This is a genomic window from Jeotgalibacillus marinus (genome assembly GCF_040801915.1).
GTDB classification, from domain to species: domain Bacteria; phylum Bacillota; class Bacilli; order Bacillales; family Jeotgalibacillaceae; genus Jeotgalibacillus; species Jeotgalibacillus marinus.
The window spans coordinates 218,143-234,344 of the sequence record NZ_JBFMIA010000001.1; the positions used below are offsets into that span (position 1 = coordinate 218,143).

Here is a 16,202-nt window from a genome sequence, read left to right on the forward strand (position 1 = left end):
CAACAACGGATCTCGACGATCCGCTTCTCCTTCAGACACTACCTCACGATAATGCCCTAGATTAGCTTTCACTGGTTGTATCAGCACTAGTGGAAGGACTTTCACCTTGGAGAAAATAGACCTTCGGAGACTAGGGAGTCGTGTTTACAAGCTGTAACGTTCTCCAACCTTTAACAATGATGCACACGTGCGACTGGCCCGTCTCACGCAAAAGACGAGCCAATTGGCTCGTCCTTTTATTATCGTTTAAAATTCCATTCATCTGTACTGTATCGATTATGCATTATTTGCTCTACGTAACTTCTCTCTTCTGTTGTTAACTCGTGTGGTTCAAGTTTAATTGATAGTCCTTCTTCAAATCCTTGAAAAAAAGCGGTTTTAGCTTCGTCAATCTTGACGGGTTGATCAACCATATCGTTAATAGCAACTGCCTTCTTTCTAAAAGCATTCTTCATCCGTTCTTTGACACGGTCACTCGAGTAATGAAAAAGACTAAAGAGCTTGTCTTCATCAATCTCAAGTAAAATTGATCCATGCTGTAAAATAACACCTTTTTGTCTTGTCTGAGCACTTCCTGCCACTTTTCTACCTTCCACTACCAGCTCATACCAGCTTGATGCATCAAAACACACTGCACTGCGAGGGTTTTTTAGGTCATTACGTTCTTCCGCTGTTTTCGGAATGGAGAAGTATGCGTCCAACCCTAACGTTTGGAACCCTTTTAATATCCCTTCTGAAATCACGCGATAGGCTTCTGTAACCGTTGGAGGCATTTTGGGGTGATTTTCACTTACAATAACACTGTAGGTTAACTCATGTTCATGTAGTACCCCACGACCACCAGTAGGTCGACGGACGAAGCCAAGCCCGTGTTTCTTCACCTCATCCAAATTAATTTCTTTATGTACATTTTGAAAATAACCGATTGACAATGTTGCTGGATCCCATCCATAAAATCGAATGGTTGGTGGAATTTTCCCTTCACTATGCCAATCTAGTAATGCTTCATCAAGAGCCATATTATAGCTTGGTGACGAATTTCCTGAATCAATATATCTCCAAGTTTCAATAGTCATTGCATTCAGATCCTTTTCGTAAAAGTCGACTTAAGTCTAACAGACACTTATACAAATTCAAAGAGTGTCGTATTCAAAAATATTTTTCTTTGAACTTCTATCGTTTGAGCCCTATAATAGTACCTAGTGTTCATAAATAGAAAGGGGGCAAAACGTTGGAATCACTTTATTTCTTAATAGCTGTAGTAGTTGCTATTATTTTATACTCAACGTACACGTATTTCCGTCAGAAACGCATTTTAAAGCCTTTAACAGAGGAAGAGTTCAGAAGTGGCTATCGAAAAGCTCAGTTGATCGATATTCGAGAGCAACGTGAATTTGACGCAGGTCATGTTCTTGGCGCTCGTAACATTCCACTTTCTCAATTAAAAATGCGCATTGGCGAAATTCGTTCTGATAAGCCTGTTTATATGTATTGTCAAAATGGGATGAGAAGCGGACGAGCTGCACAAATGCTTTTTAAAAAAGGAATTAAAGACCTTTATCAACTTAAAGGTGGATTTAAGAAATGGGCTGGAAAGATTAAAAAAAAATAAGTTAAAAAGATCCAAAGTGATTGCACTTTGGATCTTTTTTGCTGCCAAAAACTCTGGAAGCAGCGTGTTCTTCTTCAGCACTCAAAGTTGTATAGACCTCTTATGTGGTGTAACTGACATGTAGTTGTAGTATAGGAAGAGCTCACTTAAAAATTGGGTTCAATGCTGTACTATAAACTCCTTATACCTCGACAGCTTCTTTTTTTGTATAACGCAACACGGGTTTTCTTGCTGCTTTTGTTTCATCAAGACGACCAATAACCGTTGTATATGGAGCATCTTGAACAACTTCTGGTGATTCCTCTACTTCTTTTGCAATTTGAATCATCGCATCAATAAACGAGTCTAGTGTTTCTTTTGACTCTGTTTCAGTCGGTTCGATCATCATGCACTCCTCAACATTTAGAGGGAAGTAGATCGTTGGTGGGTGATAACCAAAATCTAACAGACGTTTCGCAATATCAAGCGTACGTACACCGAGTTTCTTTTGACGCTTGCCACTTAGGACAAATTCATGCTTACAATGACGATCAAATGGTAAATCAAAATGAGGAGCAAGTCTTCTCATCATATAGTTTGCATTTAATACGGCGAACTCACTAACTGCTTTAAGCCCATCTGGGCCCATCGTACGGATGTATGTGTAAGCACGCACATTGATTCCGAAATTCCCATAAAATGGTTTTACACGTCCGATGGATTGCGGACGGTTATAATCGAACTCATACTTGTCACCATTTTTCACAAGAATCGGTTTTGGTAGATGTGGTATAAGATCTTTTTTCACGCCTACTGGACCTGATCCAGGACCACCACCACCGTGAGGACCTGTGAACGTTTTATGCAAGTTTAAGTGAACAACGTCAAAGCCCATATCGCCAGGTCGTGCTTTGGATAGTACAGCATTTAAGTTCGCACCGTCGTAATAAAGCTTGCCACCTGCTTCGTGAATAACCGCAGCCATTTCAATAATATTTTCTTCAAATAAGCCTAATGTATTTGGATTTGTTAGCATCAATGCGGCAGTATCATTTCCTACTACACGTTTAAGGTCTTCAATATCCACAAGCCCTTCGTCGTTTGACTTAACCGTAATCGTTTCAAAGCCAGCTACTGTCGCTGATGCTGGGTTTGTACCGTGAGCAGAGTCAGGTACGATCACTTTCGTACGATTGAAATCACCGTTTGCTTCATGGAATGCACGGATCATCATAAGTCCTGTCCATTCTCCATGGGCTCCTGCAGCAGGCTGAAGCGTTACTTCGTCCATCCCAGTAATTTTGATTAAGTGCTCTTGAAGGTCATACATCAATTCCATAGCGCCTTGAACAGATGAGGCTTCTTGGAGAGGATGAATATGAGTAAATCCTGCATAACGAGCAACCGCCTCGTTCACTTTTGGATTGTATTTCATCGTACAAGATCCGAGTGGATAAAATCCAGAATCTACCCCGTGGTTACGTTTTGAAAGCGCTGTATAGTGACGCATAATGTCTAGTTCTGCAACTTCTGGCAGTTCAGGTGCTTCTGTTCGAATAAACCCTTCAGGAGCAAGAGATGCTAGATCTACTTCAGGAACGTCTAATTCGGTCAAGCTATAGCCAGTACGTCCTTCTTTTGATAATTCAAAAATAAGTGGCTGATCTTTCTTATGCATATACAGTCAGCTCCTTTACAAAGATGTCAATTTCCTCTTTTGTACGTTGTTCCGTAACGGCTATAAGCATTTGATGCTCACGGTCTTCAAAGTCACGACCTAAATCATAACCGCCAATAAAACCTTTTTGTAAAAGTGCTTCATTAACATCTGAGACAGGGCGATCAAGCTTAATGACGAACTCATTGAATGTGAAGCCTTCATCCATAATTTCAATACCAGCTGCTTTCAACTGTTGTTTTGCGTAATGTGCTTTTTGGAAGTTTTGTTGTGCAATTTCTTGAATACCTTTTTTCCCAAGCGCTGTCATCGCTACAGATGCAGCAAGAGCATTAAGTGCTTGGTTTGAACAAATATTTGATGTCGCTTTATCTCGACGAATATGTTGTTCACGTGCTTGAAGAGTTAACACATACCCGCGTTGTCCTTCATCATCAGTTGTTTCACCAATTAAACGCCCTGGAACTTTTCTCATAAGTTTTTTCGTTACAGCAAAATAACCACAATGCGGACCACCAAAAGCTTGCGGAAGACCGAATGGCTGTGCATCTCCTACAACGATGTCAGCACCAAATTGACCCGGTGGTGTTAATGCGCCTAATGAAAGTGGATTGGATGACACAACAAACATCGATTTTACGTTATGTGTCAATGCTTCAATTTCATCAATGCGTTCGATGTGACCGAAAAAGTTCGGGTACTGAATCATAACAGCAGCCACATCATCTGAAAGAAGTTCTTGTAGCGAATCAAGATCTGTTACACCGTTTTTCTGAGGAACAGTCACGACTTCAATATGTTGACCAGTTGCATAGGATTCCAAAACCGCTCTTGATTCAGGATTAACTGCTTCTGACACGAGTACTTTTTTACGACGCGTTTGACCTGCCGATAGCATGGCCGCTTCAGCGAAAGAAGTTCCCCCGTCATACATAGATGAATTAGCAACATCCATACCCGTTAATTCACAAAGCATCGTTTGAAATTCAAAGATCGCTTGAAGCTCACCTTGTGAAATTTCCGGCTGATACGGGGTATAGGCTGTGTAAAATTCAGAACGTGAGATCACATGATCAACGATTGTCGGCATGTAGTGATCATATACTCCTGCTCCTAAGAAGGAAGCGTATTGCTTCGTGTCTAGGTTCTTATCAGCCATTAACATGAGTTCTTTTGTTAAAGCAGATTCCGATTTTGCTTGCTTAATGTTTAGTTCACCTTGAAAACGTACCTTTTCTGGAATATCTGAAAATAGTTCATCAACTGATTGTACGCCAATCACTTGCAACATATCTTTTTTATCTTGTTCGGTCATCGGTAGATATCGATGGTTCATAGGTGGATCTCCCTTCGCCCAAGGCTTTATTTTCTTTTATAAAATGGTGATTTTACGACTTCAGCCTTCACTTTCTTCCCTCTTATTTCAACAAACACTTCTTGTCCAATGGTTGCTAGTTCTTTTTTAATTAAAACGAACCCTATGTTTTTCTTAAGGGTTGGTGATTGCGTACCAGTCGTCACAAACCCAATTTCTTCTTCACCAACAAATACAGGGTACCCATTACGTGGAATGCCTCTATCAATCATTTCGATTCCTACAAGTTTTCGAGGTGCACCATTTTCTTTATGACCTTTAAGCACTTCTTGACCGATAAATGCTGCTTCTTTTTGTGGACGAACAGCAAAGCCAATTCCCGCTTCAATTGGAGAAATCGTAGATGAAAGCTCTTGTCCATATAATGCAAGCTTCGCTTCAAATCGTAATGTGTCACGTGCACCTAATCCACATGGCACAAGTCCATCTTCCTTACCTGCTTGGAGCAAATCTGTCCATACTGTTGGTGCAAGGTCTGCTTGGCAATAAATTTCAAATCCATCTTCACCTGTGTAACCAGTTCGCGATACAAGAGCTGATACGTTGTTGATGTGGACCTCATTTTGGAAATGAAAAAATGAGATTTCCGCTAAGTTTGTATCCGTTAAGCGTTGCAAAATTCGTTCTGCATTTGGCCCTTGGATTGCGAGTTGTGCGATTTCAGTAGAAATATTTTTCACTTGTACATCTTCATTTACATGCTCAAGTAACCAAGCTACATCTTTATCAATATTTGAAGCGTTAATGACAAGTAGATAGTGATCTTCTTTTAAGCGATACACAAGAAGATCATCGACTGTACCACCGTCTTCATAACACATAGCTGTATAAAGCGCTTCATTATCATTTAATTTTGATACATCATTTGTCATCATTTTCTGAAGGTAGCTAAGACTGTCTTTCCCTCTTACATCGACCTCACCCATGTGAGATACATCAAAAAGACCTGCTTTTGTTCGAACTGCTTCATGCTCTTCTTTAATACTTGAAAATTGAACTGGTAAATCCCAGCCTCCAAAATCAATCGTTTTTCCACCTGATTGTTTATAAAGATCGAATAATGGTGTTTTTTTCAATAATGAGATAGACACATGATTTCCCCTTCCATTTTGTTTTTGTTCAAAGATGCCCTATACACATACAAAAAAGGACAGGGATGACCCTTTAAAAATAAGGGATCCCTGTCCTTTTCACCTGAAAGTTTACCATAATGGCTTTCCTCTTTGGTGGCTTCGTAAACGAAACACTCTCCAGAGTAGCGTCCAACAAGAGTCTTTTTGCCTGAGAGATTCACATCACATGATGCTTGCTCCTTCGGCGTCCATAAATGGATCTCTCCCCTTGTTTTCATTCGCTCATATTTGTAATGATTATTGGACATACTATGAACAACAAATTACTTTTCTACAGAAGTGTTCTTATTTATTTTGTTTTTTGTTTGAATCTATCTTTATCCTATCATTATTTCTAATTTTATGGCAATGGTTTTTTATTCTGAATTTAAAGATTTCTCAGATTTACTAGTCATTTAAATAAACAACATCTTAAAGATGAAAAAATTGTGTTTTTTTAGATTATTTTTCAATTGAAAGGTTTGATGATTTTGAGACACTCATTATGTTTTCAAGATTCTGCATGGCCAACACATTTTCTTCAATGGTTGCAATCAGATAAACAGTCATATGACTCTACCCTTTTACATCATTCCATTAGCGATAAAAAAGAACAACGACTCTATCCCGCCCGTACACTTTCATGTTTAAAAGAACTTCCACATTTAACTCTCTACCCTCATCAACTCAATGCAGCATCAAAAGTCGTGTTTGACTTAGGGGGACGAGCGTTACTTGCCGATGAAGTGGGGCTAGGAAAAACAATTGAAGCTGGATTAATCTTAAAAGAATATATTGTAAGAGGGCATGTATCGAACGCTCTAATTCTTGTTCCATCCTCTTTGGCAGGTCAATGGCAACAAGAACTGTCGAATCATTTTGGATTGAGCACGATCATTCATAAAGGTAAAAAAGAATGGCGACAAGCTCCTATTACCATCTCAACCATCGATTTGTTAAAGCGACCACCTTTAAGAGAGCAAATTGAAGCATGTCACTATGATTTAGTCATTGTAGACGAAGCACATAAATTAACAAACCCTAAAACGTTAAATCATCAGTTCATTCGTTCATTATCTAAAAGCTATTGTTTATTTTTAACCGCTACTCCAATACAAAATCGCTCAGAGGACCTATATCATTTATCTACGTTACTTCGACCTGGTTTATTGGGGACACTACATGATTTTAGAGATGCCTGTAAAGATGAACAAGAGAAAGACAAACTAAAAGAAAAAATAAATGAATTCATGATCAGAACTCGCAGAAAAGAAACCGATATCGCTTGGACTAAACGAACCATTCAAGTCGAATGGATTGATCAGTTACCCTACGAACAAAAATTGTATGGAGCTGTCGAAAAATTTTATCATGAACAAAAGGAAGCGAATCTCCATGCCTTTTCTCACATTACTCTTTTAAAACAAGGATGTAGCTCGATTATTGCTTTATTAAAAGCACTTAATCGAGAAGAAAATAAAGAACTAAGCAGTAATCTAGGAGTAAATCTCAATGTTACTCCTGATCAGCTAGTCTCGGCAAAAGCACAGAGAATCCTTTCTTTCATTCAACAAACAGACGAAAAAGTCATCGTGTTCACACAATACCGTGCAACACAGCTTTACTTAAGTTGGTTTTTAAAAGAACATCAGATAACGTCTGTGCCGTTTCGTGGTGGTTTCAAAAAAGGAAAAAAACAATGGATGACGGATTTATTTAGAGAAAAAGCACAAGTATTAATTGCTACAGAAGCTGGATCAGAGGGGTTAAACCTTCAGTTTTGTCGCTATATGATTCATGCAGATATACCATGGAATCCGATGAAGCTTGAACAACGAATTGGTCGTATTCACCGGATCGGTCAACAAGAAGATGTGGAAGTTATTTATTTACTTAATCGGAATACGATTGAAGAACGAATATGGCATATCCTTCAAGAAAAAGTTTCGCTATTCCGTTACATTATTGGTGAACATGACGACTTATTGTCATCAACAACTACTAATGAAATGAACCGTTATTTAAAAGATGCATTTCTTCATTCTAGATCTGAAAAAGAGATGAGATTAAAGTTAAACCAGCTTGAACATTTTTATAATATGAACCAAGTAGAGGGGGAGGCATAATGGAAAACGCGATTCAGTGGGAACTCGTTCATCGCTATTTAGAGCTTAAAGGGGTACATGCTACAAAAGGAGCCTCCCAATCATTGCTTCATTTAACAGAGGAATTGGATCGAAAATTTATGAATCGTCCATTTTACTGGCATTATCGGGATGCAACCAACCAAGTTGGCGAGCCAATGACCGTTACGTTAATTAAGCAAAACATGGAACCCATGCCTGGTAACGCAATTATCGCATCTACGTTAAATCCTATTTATCGGCAGCTCGTTGAAGCCGCACATGCCGAAGCCAGCTGGTACAAAGCATATGAAGCACCTCAGAATTTTTCTCAAAATCATGCTCCTCTTTATCCGTGGATCCTCATTCAAGGCGTCCTTACAATGGACCCTCCTGGTGCAGCTTCTTATTGGAAAGAAGCTGCGATTTCCTTGACCACTGGGAGAGTTCAAACGGGTGATGATCTTTTTGAAAGTCGCACATTGCAATCGAATTTACCAGATTACCATTTTACAGTCGCACCAATCATTCAATTTGAACGGGCGATCGAAACACTGCTCTTGGAACTTGAACAATCTGGTGAAAAACAGTATGAAGAAGATCTACTACGTGTACGTAATCAATACGAAACTAAGATTTCATTGAATGAAACAATGAAAAATACCGAAGGTTTGCGCGATCTTCAAACACATACTGAAATGTACAAAGTAAAGCTTAGATTTGACCAACCCTTAGGAGGAATCGTTTATTTACAGCACCCCTAAGTAGTTAACTTGACTATAATTTCATCAAGTGTATCTTCAACAGAACGTTTAGAAACAGAAACAATGAGATCAGCTGCTTCTCGGTACACAATGTCGCGTTGGTTAAACACTTGTTCAAGAGAAGCTGCTGTATTATTCATTACGAGTGGTCGATTACCATCACCCGTAATTCGTTCATACAGTTCCTCAAAAGGAGCATTCAGATAAATCACAGTTCCATTCTTTTTCATCCATCGTCCCGTGTCTTGAAAATACAAAACACCACCGCCTGTTGAGATGACTTTTTCACCTTTTACTGCTTTAAGAACTTGCGCCTCAGCTGCTCTAAAATAAGGCTCACCCAACTCCTCAAAAATAGCTGGAATCTGCTTTTTTTCAGACAAGACAATTTCTGTGTCTAAATCGATGTATTCACGATTTAATTTCCTGGCAAGCTCTAATCCTACTGTTGATTTACCAGCGCCCATATAGCCAATTAATATTACATGGTTATTTTCATTCATCTTAATTCCTCCGTTTTTAGAATTCGTTGTCATTATATACGAACGTTGTGGGAAAATACGATACTCCGTGCAAAGTTGGTGTAAGTAACACACTTTTCTGATCAAGATATTGAAACTTCACGTGTCCGTTTGAAAAGTGAATTACACCTTGTGGCTCATGATTCTCCATTACTTTTATCGCAGCTAATTCAACCATTACTCCTTTTTCATAATACTGTCCAATCGTTTCGTAGTGCTTGGTTTGATCCATACTCGCGGTTAGGAGTACAGCAACCATAGCCAGTACAACTGTAAAAAGCAAGAGAACAGGCAGCATAATGCTTCCTGTCTGTGATGACAGCAGCGTCAATAATTTGCGCTTTTTTTGTTGTACCATTTTGAAATAATACCTCCAATTGTAGCAAAGTGTCTTGTAAAGAAAAGGAGATTGATTGAATAGAAGTTAAATAAACTTCATGACCCGCACCGTTCACCTGTCTTCGTAATAATGAACCGTAAGAAGAAAACAGGATCGTATCTCCCTCTTTGCTTTTCAGTGTTAGTTTTTGTTGATCAATTTTTTCAATATCATGCTTTTCGACCTCTTTGCGAAATTGCATTAAAAACAAATCCCATTCAGCAGCGACAGATTCTTCTATACGTTCATTTGCTCCATGCAAACTTAAAAACAGGATGGGCATTAAGCTTGCTATCACTACCAACACGGATAAACAAAACATAACTTCGATTAAGGTGAATCCTTTATTATTTCGTTTCACTGCATGTTTGTACGTTATTAAATGATCGAGTCTCATAATCCACACAAATCCTTTCATTTTCCTCCCATATTAAGTGAAATGTAATGCCTTCTCGCTCGATCGGTTGGTAAGAAGCTTGTCCTGTAACACGAATCCTCTGTATTTGTTCGTACAATACTACCCACGAGGTAGCTCTATCTTTGGATTCTTCTACTTTACTAACCACATTTAGCAGAAGAGGCAGGATGGAAAGACACAAAAATAAAATGCACGTTAACGCTAACACCGCTTCATAAACAGCGAAACCATCACTATTTTTCAACATAAAACCGTCCCTTCCCTAAATAGAAATGAACCGTATAAGGCTGTTCATTCACTCTAAATCGAATGGCTCCAAAAGTTGACGTGCTGCCAGATGGCAGAAATCGAAATGTTAATAGCGTACTTGTTTCAAGCAATTCAACACTAAGTGGGAGCTCACGTTTTACGATCGTTCTTTCTTGTGTACCCGATCCGGTTAAAATGTGATATTGCTGTTCAAGGGGATAAAAGCGTAGACTTACATACCGTTCAGACGTAATAGCCGTTAATTGCGCTTGGTATAAATCTTGAGTTAATTGCTGTTCAAACAAAAGGGATTCTTCCACAATGATCGAACGATAAATAAACTGAGCTGAAACGGTCACAATGACCGTTATCAGCAACAGTACAACCATCACTTCAATCATCGTAAATCCACGCAAATTAAGATATTTCAACAATTGTGACATTACCGTTTGAATCAATTTCCAGCCCTCTCCCATCTGGACATGTCAATTCATCTTCTCTCAAATAACCCGAATTTTGCAGCTCCTCCATTGATTCTGGGACGGATTTCATCGACATACGATAAGACTCAACCTGAGCCTGAACCATTTGCTGAAAAGCCTGACAGCCCTTGCTGTTGATTTCACTACTTTGTTTTGAAATATTCGGTAAACTAACAACAAGTAGTATTGAGATAACAAGTAATACAATCACCATTTCTATTAAGGTAAAAGCACGATTATTTTGAATAATTTTTACTATTGTTTTTTTCATTTTATTCCTCCTATATCGTTTGCATAAGTTGAAATGTTGGTAGCAAAATGATGAGATATGCACTGATAATCGCCACTCCAAGTAGTAAAAACAAGCATGGCTGAATAAACACCAGTATTTTTGTTGTTCGTTCTTCTAAAGAAGCCAGACAATAGTTGCTGTAAAATTGCCACTCTTCCTCAAGTCGTCCATTTTCTTCTCCATGGTGGGTAATTCGTTTTAATTCGTCCGTTATATATGGAAGCTGCAATAATGTTTGGTGCATAGTCTGTCCTCTCTCTAATTCACCACTCATAAAGGCAGCCATGTCATGGTACAGTTTTCGGTAGGGTTGCGCCATAAACGTTTGGAGCATTGCTTGAATGGACATCCCACCTTTTAAAAGATGGGATGCTTCACGAGAAAAAACATAGCTATGATAATGCTGTACATAATAACCAATGACTGGTACAGCAGATAATTTGGACCACCGCTCATGTGGATCAAGGTTCCGCATGAATACGATAATCAACAGTCCAATAAAGATAAAAATAAGCCAAACAAAAAACATAATAAAGGGGAGTTGGTTAAAAAATGATGAAATCCATCTAACAAATCCGGAGGAATTTTGACCAATGGTTGCGTACAATGTGGTGAAACGAGGCAATAGGTAGAAGTTTAACACCATGACAATGACAACAAATAGTAGCGACAAAAAAATGGGATAGTACAGCAGTCCAACTAAGCGTTTCATTTCTCGCCTTCTATGCTGGAGTAAGGTAGATGTTTCAAGCAACGTTTCTTCAACATTGCCGTAGCGTTCTGCGAAATAAATGTGCAGGCAGACAAACGAAGGAAAACCAAGCTTCTTTAAGGTGTCACTTAACGACTGTCCATTTAAAAAATCTTCTATCACATCTTGATGCAAGCCCTCTAAATGTTTTTTTTGGTTCAACAAAAGAAATTCAATCGCATTTTTAAGGGGATAACCGTGCGCTTTCAACTCACCCAATCGTTTTAGGAATGTTCCCTGTTCGTTGCGATGAATCGTTTGCTTCGTGTTCCATCCACCGAAGATACTCTTCATTTGAGACATACCCTAGTGCAACCCCCTTTACCATCAATTGATTTAAAGTAACATGTGACGATAAATGGTTGGATTGATAAAAGATTTGTTGTAACTCTCGACCTGTAATAAGTTCAAAGATTGATGCACGACGAGCCGAAGACTGCTTTTCATTTATTTTGACGAGCCTTTGCCCTGTTACACCAATGAGCGTTTGTTTGAGTTCTTCCATTGTCACGCCTAAATCAAGCATGCGATAGATAGCTCCTTCAGCGTCTTTCGCATGAAGAGTCGATAAAACTAGGTGCCCACTAAGTGCAGCTCTTGCAGCTATTTTTGCTGTTTCTGCATCACGAATCTCGCCTACAATAATAATGTCTGGGTCATGGCGCAAAACAGCGCGTAGTCCTGTCGCATACGTGATGCCCGCTCGCTCATTAATTTGCACTTGTAAAACATGATCTTGTAACCGTTCTATCGGATCTTCTAAAGTGATAATGTTGCGATTGAGGTGAGTAGCGCAGTAATGAATGAGGGAATACAAAGTTGTGGATTTCCCACTTCCAGTCGGCCCTGTAAACAGGAGCAACCCGTGAGAATAACGAACAAGAGATAATAGTTGTTTGGCTGAGCGGGAGAACAATGAAAGCTTTTCAATTGGAATTGATAAAGATTGTGGAAGTAGTCGTAATACGAGGCTTTCTTTGAATGAGGCTGCTGGAAGTGTGGAAATACGGAGTGACATAACTTCTTCATTAACGATTGTATCAAATGAACCACTTTGAGGCTTACGCTTATCACCAATGTCTAAAGATGCTTTAAATTTATAATGTGAGACTAACCTTTCACCGGTGACCGCTGACAGGGAACGATAATGAACTAACTCTCCTTGAATCCTAAATTGAATGAGCATCTCCTCTCCTCTTGGAATTAAATGAATATCTGAGCAATTTCGTTTGTGAGCTTCTGCAAGTAAACGGCTTGCATACCGCTCTGCTCCAAATGACATAAATCGTTTCACATCCTTTCTATAACAGTTCTCCTTTAGTATTCTCCTCCACTCCTCAATTCTCCTTCTTCTTTTTTAAAAACTTTTGGAACAAAAAAGAAAGACATTCAGGCCTTCAGAGTTAAAATCAACAGCTAAATTATCTTCATTCGTTAAAATCGGACATTTTAAAAATCATGGCTCTTAGATAATTAGTAACTACTTCATATAGTCCCACCAGTTTTTTTAAAAAATCACCTAATCGTCACAATCAAAAAAGATGAGTTATTTACTTTCTATTGTGGTATCCTATATAATAGGTTCGATGGAATTGTTCGTATAAAGGAGGGATTTGGATGGATAAGATGTATCGAGTTTTGGGGTTCTGGACTGGAATTTTTTCGATTTTCTTTTATATAGGACACATGCCCAAAACATCATTGCTTTTCCTTGCCCAGACAGGATTTTTCATCCTATTAGGGTATTTGAAATTATCTGAGCGTATGTATGTTTATGTTTTCTTCGTATACTTAACTGTTTTCTTTGCAGGATTTACTTATTGGACAACCTTCATGATGCCACTCGGAGGTCCTCTTGCTTCTCAGTAATATTAAAACCCCTCAGCTATGAACTGAGGGGCTTTTTATTTGTTTCTAATTGGGCTGAACGAGCCGCTTTCGTTCGCTTTTAATACTAAAATCCATTTAAGAACGGGTTTGTATTCATTTCTTGTGAGATTGTTGTCACTGGGCCGTGTCCCGGAAGAACGTATGTATCCTCAGGTAAAGTCAATAGTTTTTGGTGAATACTCTTGATTAGCACATCATGATTTCCTCTTGGAAGATCTGTTCGACCAATACTTCCTTGAAACAACGTATCTCCAGCAATGACAACTCCAGATTGTTTAAAGTAAAAACTTACGCTTCCTGGGGAGTGACCTGGCGTGTTAAACAACTGAAATGAGAAGCCACCGATCGTGCATTCACCTTGTGTGTCGTATAAATAATCCGCATCCCTCGCAGTGATTGGTTGAATACCTTGAAAAAAAGAGGAACCGTTCTTTGAAGAGTCAGACAACCACTTTTTCTCCTCTTCGTGAACATACACAGGGATTTTATAATGATCACGAATCGGATCGACTGCACCAATATGGTCAAAATGAGCATGTGTTAAAATGATTGCTGTAGGTGTTAACTTCTTTTGTTCAATAAATTGTCGTAATTTAGTTTCTTCTTCACCCGGATCAATGATTAGGCAGTTTTGTTCATCATTGTAAACAATATATGCATTCGTTTGAAGGGGACCGAGTGGTATTTGGATCCATTCCATTTCATCACCTCAACGTTAGTGTAGCATGAGTTATATCATATTTGTTCCGAAAAATATCGGATCCTCACGAAAGTGGCACTAATAGTTCTCGACAATGATCTAAAAAAAATATAAACTAATAAAAGAGTACGTATATAAGTAGCACTAATCTCGAACATACTTAACATGAACAACTGTAATGAAAGGAGTGTATAAAGATGAATGGACTAACAATTATTTTATCATTAGTCACTATATTAGCTGCGATCGGTACGCTTTCTTCTTTTAAAGGCAAAAACATTATGGGTATTTTGTTTGGTCTCGCAACATTAGGTGTATTTGGATGGTTTACGATCATGACAATTGTATATGAAGGTTATCCAGTTCTTTAAAAAAAAGAGTTGACGACTATCGTCAACTCTTTTTTATGGCTCCAGCTTCATTAGCTGTTGTTTTACGGAAGCTAGTTTATTTTTCATCGAATGATTGTTGCGATCTCGTCGATCATCTATTCGGATATTCGTCGCGACTCGCTCAATACCATTCTTAAATGGAGACTCATGCATTTCTTGAACAACTTCTAACAACGCCGGGAGCTCACCTTCGATCAACGTGCTCATAGGAGTTAACTCGTAGGTTATTTTTCCTTCTTCAGCCCAGTTCGCTAAAATACGCTGAATGTCCGCTACATAGCGACTTACACTAGGTGTGTCAGTGCCAATTGGTATAACCGTTACATCAATGATAGCCATCTATTGAATTTCCTCCTCAAAAATTAAAAATCGCTCAAGATCCCCATCTATCATATCAATGATCGATGTATACTGAAACCCCATCAAACAATAGGCTCCATCCGGTGAGCATGAGAGTGGTTCATTGTTTACATAGTCTTTAATTACCGTCTCTGCTGACGCTTCTACATCCCACGACACCAGTGCAAACTGATTCTCTTCAGTATTATATTCACCGTCTTTATACGGCTTAAACGTAATAAACGTATTCTCACTTTTGATAAAATCATACTTAGGTATGACCCAATCAGAATACATTTGTACACTAGGAGCTGTAAATGTAGAAATAATCTCACCCTCTCGATCAAATGTATAAGAGAATTCTTTTTCCTCTTTCCCTAATTCAACTGTCATAAAAAAAGGTTGTAATAAATCAAATGCAAGGACAGCCTCTTTTACCTGATTGCTATAATCAATATCAAAAAAATGTTCATAAACAGGTGCTTCAGGAACATTTATTTCAGATGACCATTGCTGATACACAAATTTGTCTAAAGAGGACCATGCAATAAAAGGAGGTGTTCCTGTTATTTCTTCCCACTCTTTTTTATTGATGTCTGCTAACCAAACTTTATATGTCCAATCTGACTCAAAAGCAGTAAATAAAATCTTAGATTCGTCATGTTCATTCCACTCATACAGAAGCTCATACGATTCAATCACATGAGACCATACCTTTTCTTTTGTTTGTAAATTAAAAACAGATACTTCTGCGTTTAAAGTGGAATCAGCCTTATGAAGCAATAAAGACTGTTTACTTGGACTTAGAGAAGCTTGTGTTAACGAACCTTGCTCTGATAGGACGATTTTTGTTTGAGCAGTACAGATGTTATAGGAAATAATGTGATATTCAAGTTGGTCTATTTGAGCAGCATATAAAATTTCATGATTATTAAGCCAACCGATGTAACTATGAAAAGAGGAGGATGGCAAAATAAGCGGATTTAAACTAGCTAGACTTTTGTCGTTTTCATTGTTCGATCTTACAGCAGCTTCTGACTCGTCAAAATGCTGGCTATATCCAACTGAGATCATGCAAATTAAGGTATACAGTACAATAAATCCTACTTTTTTCAACCAACGTCCTCCTCTCCATAAACTTTTATC

At 38.5% G+C, this 16,202-nt stretch carries 19 protein-coding genes and 2 riboswitches; of the genes, 5 read left to right on the top strand and 14 right to left on the bottom strand.

From position 1 onward, the window contains the following. Positions 1-239: 239 nt before the first annotated feature. Positions 240-1,076: a lipoate--protein ligase family protein gene (locus tag AB1471_RS01140; RefSeq protein WP_367777680.1), complete on the bottom strand. Its 837-nt coding sequence runs from the start codon at positions 1,074-1,076 to the stop codon at positions 240-242. Between the two features lie 155 nt (positions 1,077-1,231). Between AB1471_RS01140 and AB1471_RS01145 the strand changes: the two genes are divergently transcribed. Beyond that, entirely contained in the window at positions 1,232-1,612 is a 381-nt protein-coding gene (locus tag AB1471_RS01145; RefSeq protein ID WP_367777681.1) for a rhodanese-like domain-containing protein, read from the top strand. Between the two features lie 181 nt (positions 1,613-1,793). Here AB1471_RS01145 and gcvPB read toward each other — a convergent pair whose 3' ends face one another. The 3 genes from gcvPB to gcvT are packed head-to-tail and all read right to left on the bottom strand — an operon-like array spanning position 1,794 to position 5,729. After that, a complete protein-coding gene (gene gcvPB, locus AB1471_RS01150) occupies positions 1,794-3,269 on the bottom strand; it encodes an aminomethyl-transferring glycine dehydrogenase subunit GcvPB (RefSeq protein WP_367777682.1) in 1,476 nt (491 codons plus the stop codon). After that, positions 3,262-4,605: an aminomethyl-transferring glycine dehydrogenase subunit GcvPA gene (gene gcvPA / locus AB1471_RS01155; protein WP_367777683.1), complete on the bottom strand. Its 1,344-nt coding sequence runs from the start codon at positions 4,603-4,605 to the stop codon at positions 3,262-3,264. The genes gcvPB and gcvPA overlap by 8 nt, the downstream gene beginning before the upstream one ends. Before the next feature lie 26 nt (positions 4,606-4,631). Then, a complete protein-coding gene (gcvT, locus tag AB1471_RS01160; RefSeq protein ID WP_367778104.1) occupies positions 4,632-5,729 on the bottom strand; it encodes a glycine cleavage system aminomethyltransferase GcvT in 1,098 nt (365 codons plus the stop codon). A gap of 94 nt (positions 5,730-5,823) precedes the next feature. Beyond that, positions 5,824-5,900, bottom strand: a riboswitch (glycine riboswitch). 3 nt (positions 5,901-5,903) lie between these two features. Beyond that, a riboswitch (glycine riboswitch) is annotated at positions 5,904-5,995 on the bottom strand. A 252-nt stretch (positions 5,996-6,247) separates the two neighbouring features. Between gcvT and AB1471_RS01165 the strand changes: the two genes are divergently transcribed. After that, positions 6,248-7,882, top strand: coding sequence for a DEAD/DEAH box helicase (locus tag AB1471_RS01165; protein ID WP_367777684.1), 1,635 nt, complete (start codon positions 6,248-6,250; stop codon positions 7,880-7,882). Next, positions 7,882-8,643: a YqhG family protein gene (locus AB1471_RS01170; RefSeq protein ID WP_367777685.1), complete on the top strand. Its 762-nt coding sequence runs from the start codon at positions 7,882-7,884 to the stop codon at positions 8,641-8,643. Before AB1471_RS01165 ends, AB1471_RS01170 begins: the two co-directional genes overlap by 1 nt. Here AB1471_RS01170 and AB1471_RS01175 read toward each other — a convergent pair. The 7 genes from AB1471_RS01175 to comGA all read right to left on the bottom strand — a co-directional run bounded on the left by AB1471_RS01175 (position 8,640) and on the right by comGA (position 13,017). After that, the gene (locus AB1471_RS01175) at positions 8,640-9,146 is read right to left on the bottom strand and encodes a shikimate kinase (protein ID WP_367777686.1); all 507 of its coding nucleotides are present in this window, start codon (positions 9,144-9,146) and stop codon (positions 8,640-8,642) included. The genes AB1471_RS01170 and AB1471_RS01175 overlap by 4 nt on opposite strands. A gap of 16 nt (positions 9,147-9,162) precedes the next feature. After that, complete coding sequence (locus tag AB1471_RS01180) at positions 9,163-9,462, bottom strand: hypothetical protein (RefSeq protein WP_367777687.1); 300 nt, start codon at positions 9,460-9,462, stop codon at positions 9,163-9,165. Then, entirely contained in the window at positions 9,353-9,961 is a 609-nt protein-coding gene (comGF, locus tag AB1471_RS01185) for a competence type IV pilus minor pilin ComGF (protein WP_367777688.1), read from the bottom strand. Before comGF ends, AB1471_RS01180 begins: the two co-directional genes overlap by 110 nt. A gap of 233 nt (positions 9,962-10,194) precedes the next feature. After that, on the bottom strand, positions 10,195-10,668 hold the full coding sequence (comGD, locus tag AB1471_RS01190) for a competence type IV pilus minor pilin ComGD (protein WP_367777689.1): 474 nt from the start codon (positions 10,666-10,668) through the stop codon (positions 10,195-10,197). Continuing rightward, on the bottom strand, positions 10,628-10,963 hold the full coding sequence (gene comGC, locus AB1471_RS01195; protein WP_367777690.1) for a competence type IV pilus major pilin ComGC: 336 nt from the start codon (positions 10,961-10,963) through the stop codon (positions 10,628-10,630). Before comGC ends, comGD begins: the two co-directional genes overlap by 41 nt. Positions 10,964-10,973: 10 nt before the next feature. Beyond that, entirely contained in the window at positions 10,974-12,038 is a 1,065-nt protein-coding gene (comGB, locus tag AB1471_RS01200; RefSeq protein WP_367777691.1) for a competence type IV pilus assembly protein ComGB, read from the bottom strand. Further along, the gene (comGA, locus tag AB1471_RS01205) at positions 11,947-13,017 is read right to left on the bottom strand and encodes a competence type IV pilus ATPase ComGA (RefSeq protein WP_367777692.1); all 1,071 of its coding nucleotides are present in this window, start codon (positions 13,015-13,017) and stop codon (positions 11,947-11,949) included. Before comGA ends, comGB begins: the two co-directional genes overlap by 92 nt. Positions 13,018-13,352: 335 nt before the next feature. Between comGA and AB1471_RS01210 the strand changes: the two genes are divergently transcribed. Continuing rightward, positions 13,353-13,604, top strand: coding sequence for a DUF2626 domain-containing protein (locus tag AB1471_RS01210; RefSeq protein ID WP_367777693.1), 252 nt, complete (start codon positions 13,353-13,355; stop codon positions 13,602-13,604). A gap of 85 nt (positions 13,605-13,689) precedes the next feature. Here the strand turns inward: AB1471_RS01210 and AB1471_RS01215 are convergent, their stop codons facing one another. Next, positions 13,690-14,325, bottom strand: coding sequence for an MBL fold metallo-hydrolase (locus AB1471_RS01215; protein ID WP_367777695.1), 636 nt, complete (start codon positions 14,323-14,325; stop codon positions 13,690-13,692). Between the two features lie 197 nt (positions 14,326-14,522). Between AB1471_RS01215 and AB1471_RS01220 the strand changes: the two genes are divergently transcribed. After that, positions 14,523-14,696 carry a DUF2759 domain-containing protein gene (locus AB1471_RS01220; protein ID WP_367777696.1) on the top strand — a complete coding sequence of 58 codons (174 nt, stop codon included), beginning with the start codon at positions 14,523-14,525 and terminating at the stop codon, positions 14,694-14,696. 33 nt (positions 14,697-14,729) lie between these two features. Here the strand turns inward: AB1471_RS01220 and AB1471_RS01225 are convergent, their stop codons facing one another. Both AB1471_RS01225 and AB1471_RS01230 read right to left on the bottom strand, forming a co-directional pair. Next, on the bottom strand, positions 14,730-15,056 hold the full coding sequence (locus AB1471_RS01225; protein WP_367777697.1) for an MTH1187 family thiamine-binding protein: 327 nt from the start codon (positions 15,054-15,056) through the stop codon (positions 14,730-14,732). Next, positions 15,057-16,172 carry a YqgU-like beta propeller domain-containing protein gene (locus AB1471_RS01230; protein WP_367777698.1) on the bottom strand — a complete coding sequence of 372 codons (1,116 nt, stop codon included), beginning with the start codon at positions 16,170-16,172 and terminating at the stop codon, positions 15,057-15,059. It lies immediately after the preceding gene. Between the last annotated feature and the right edge of the window lie 30 nt (positions 16,173-16,202).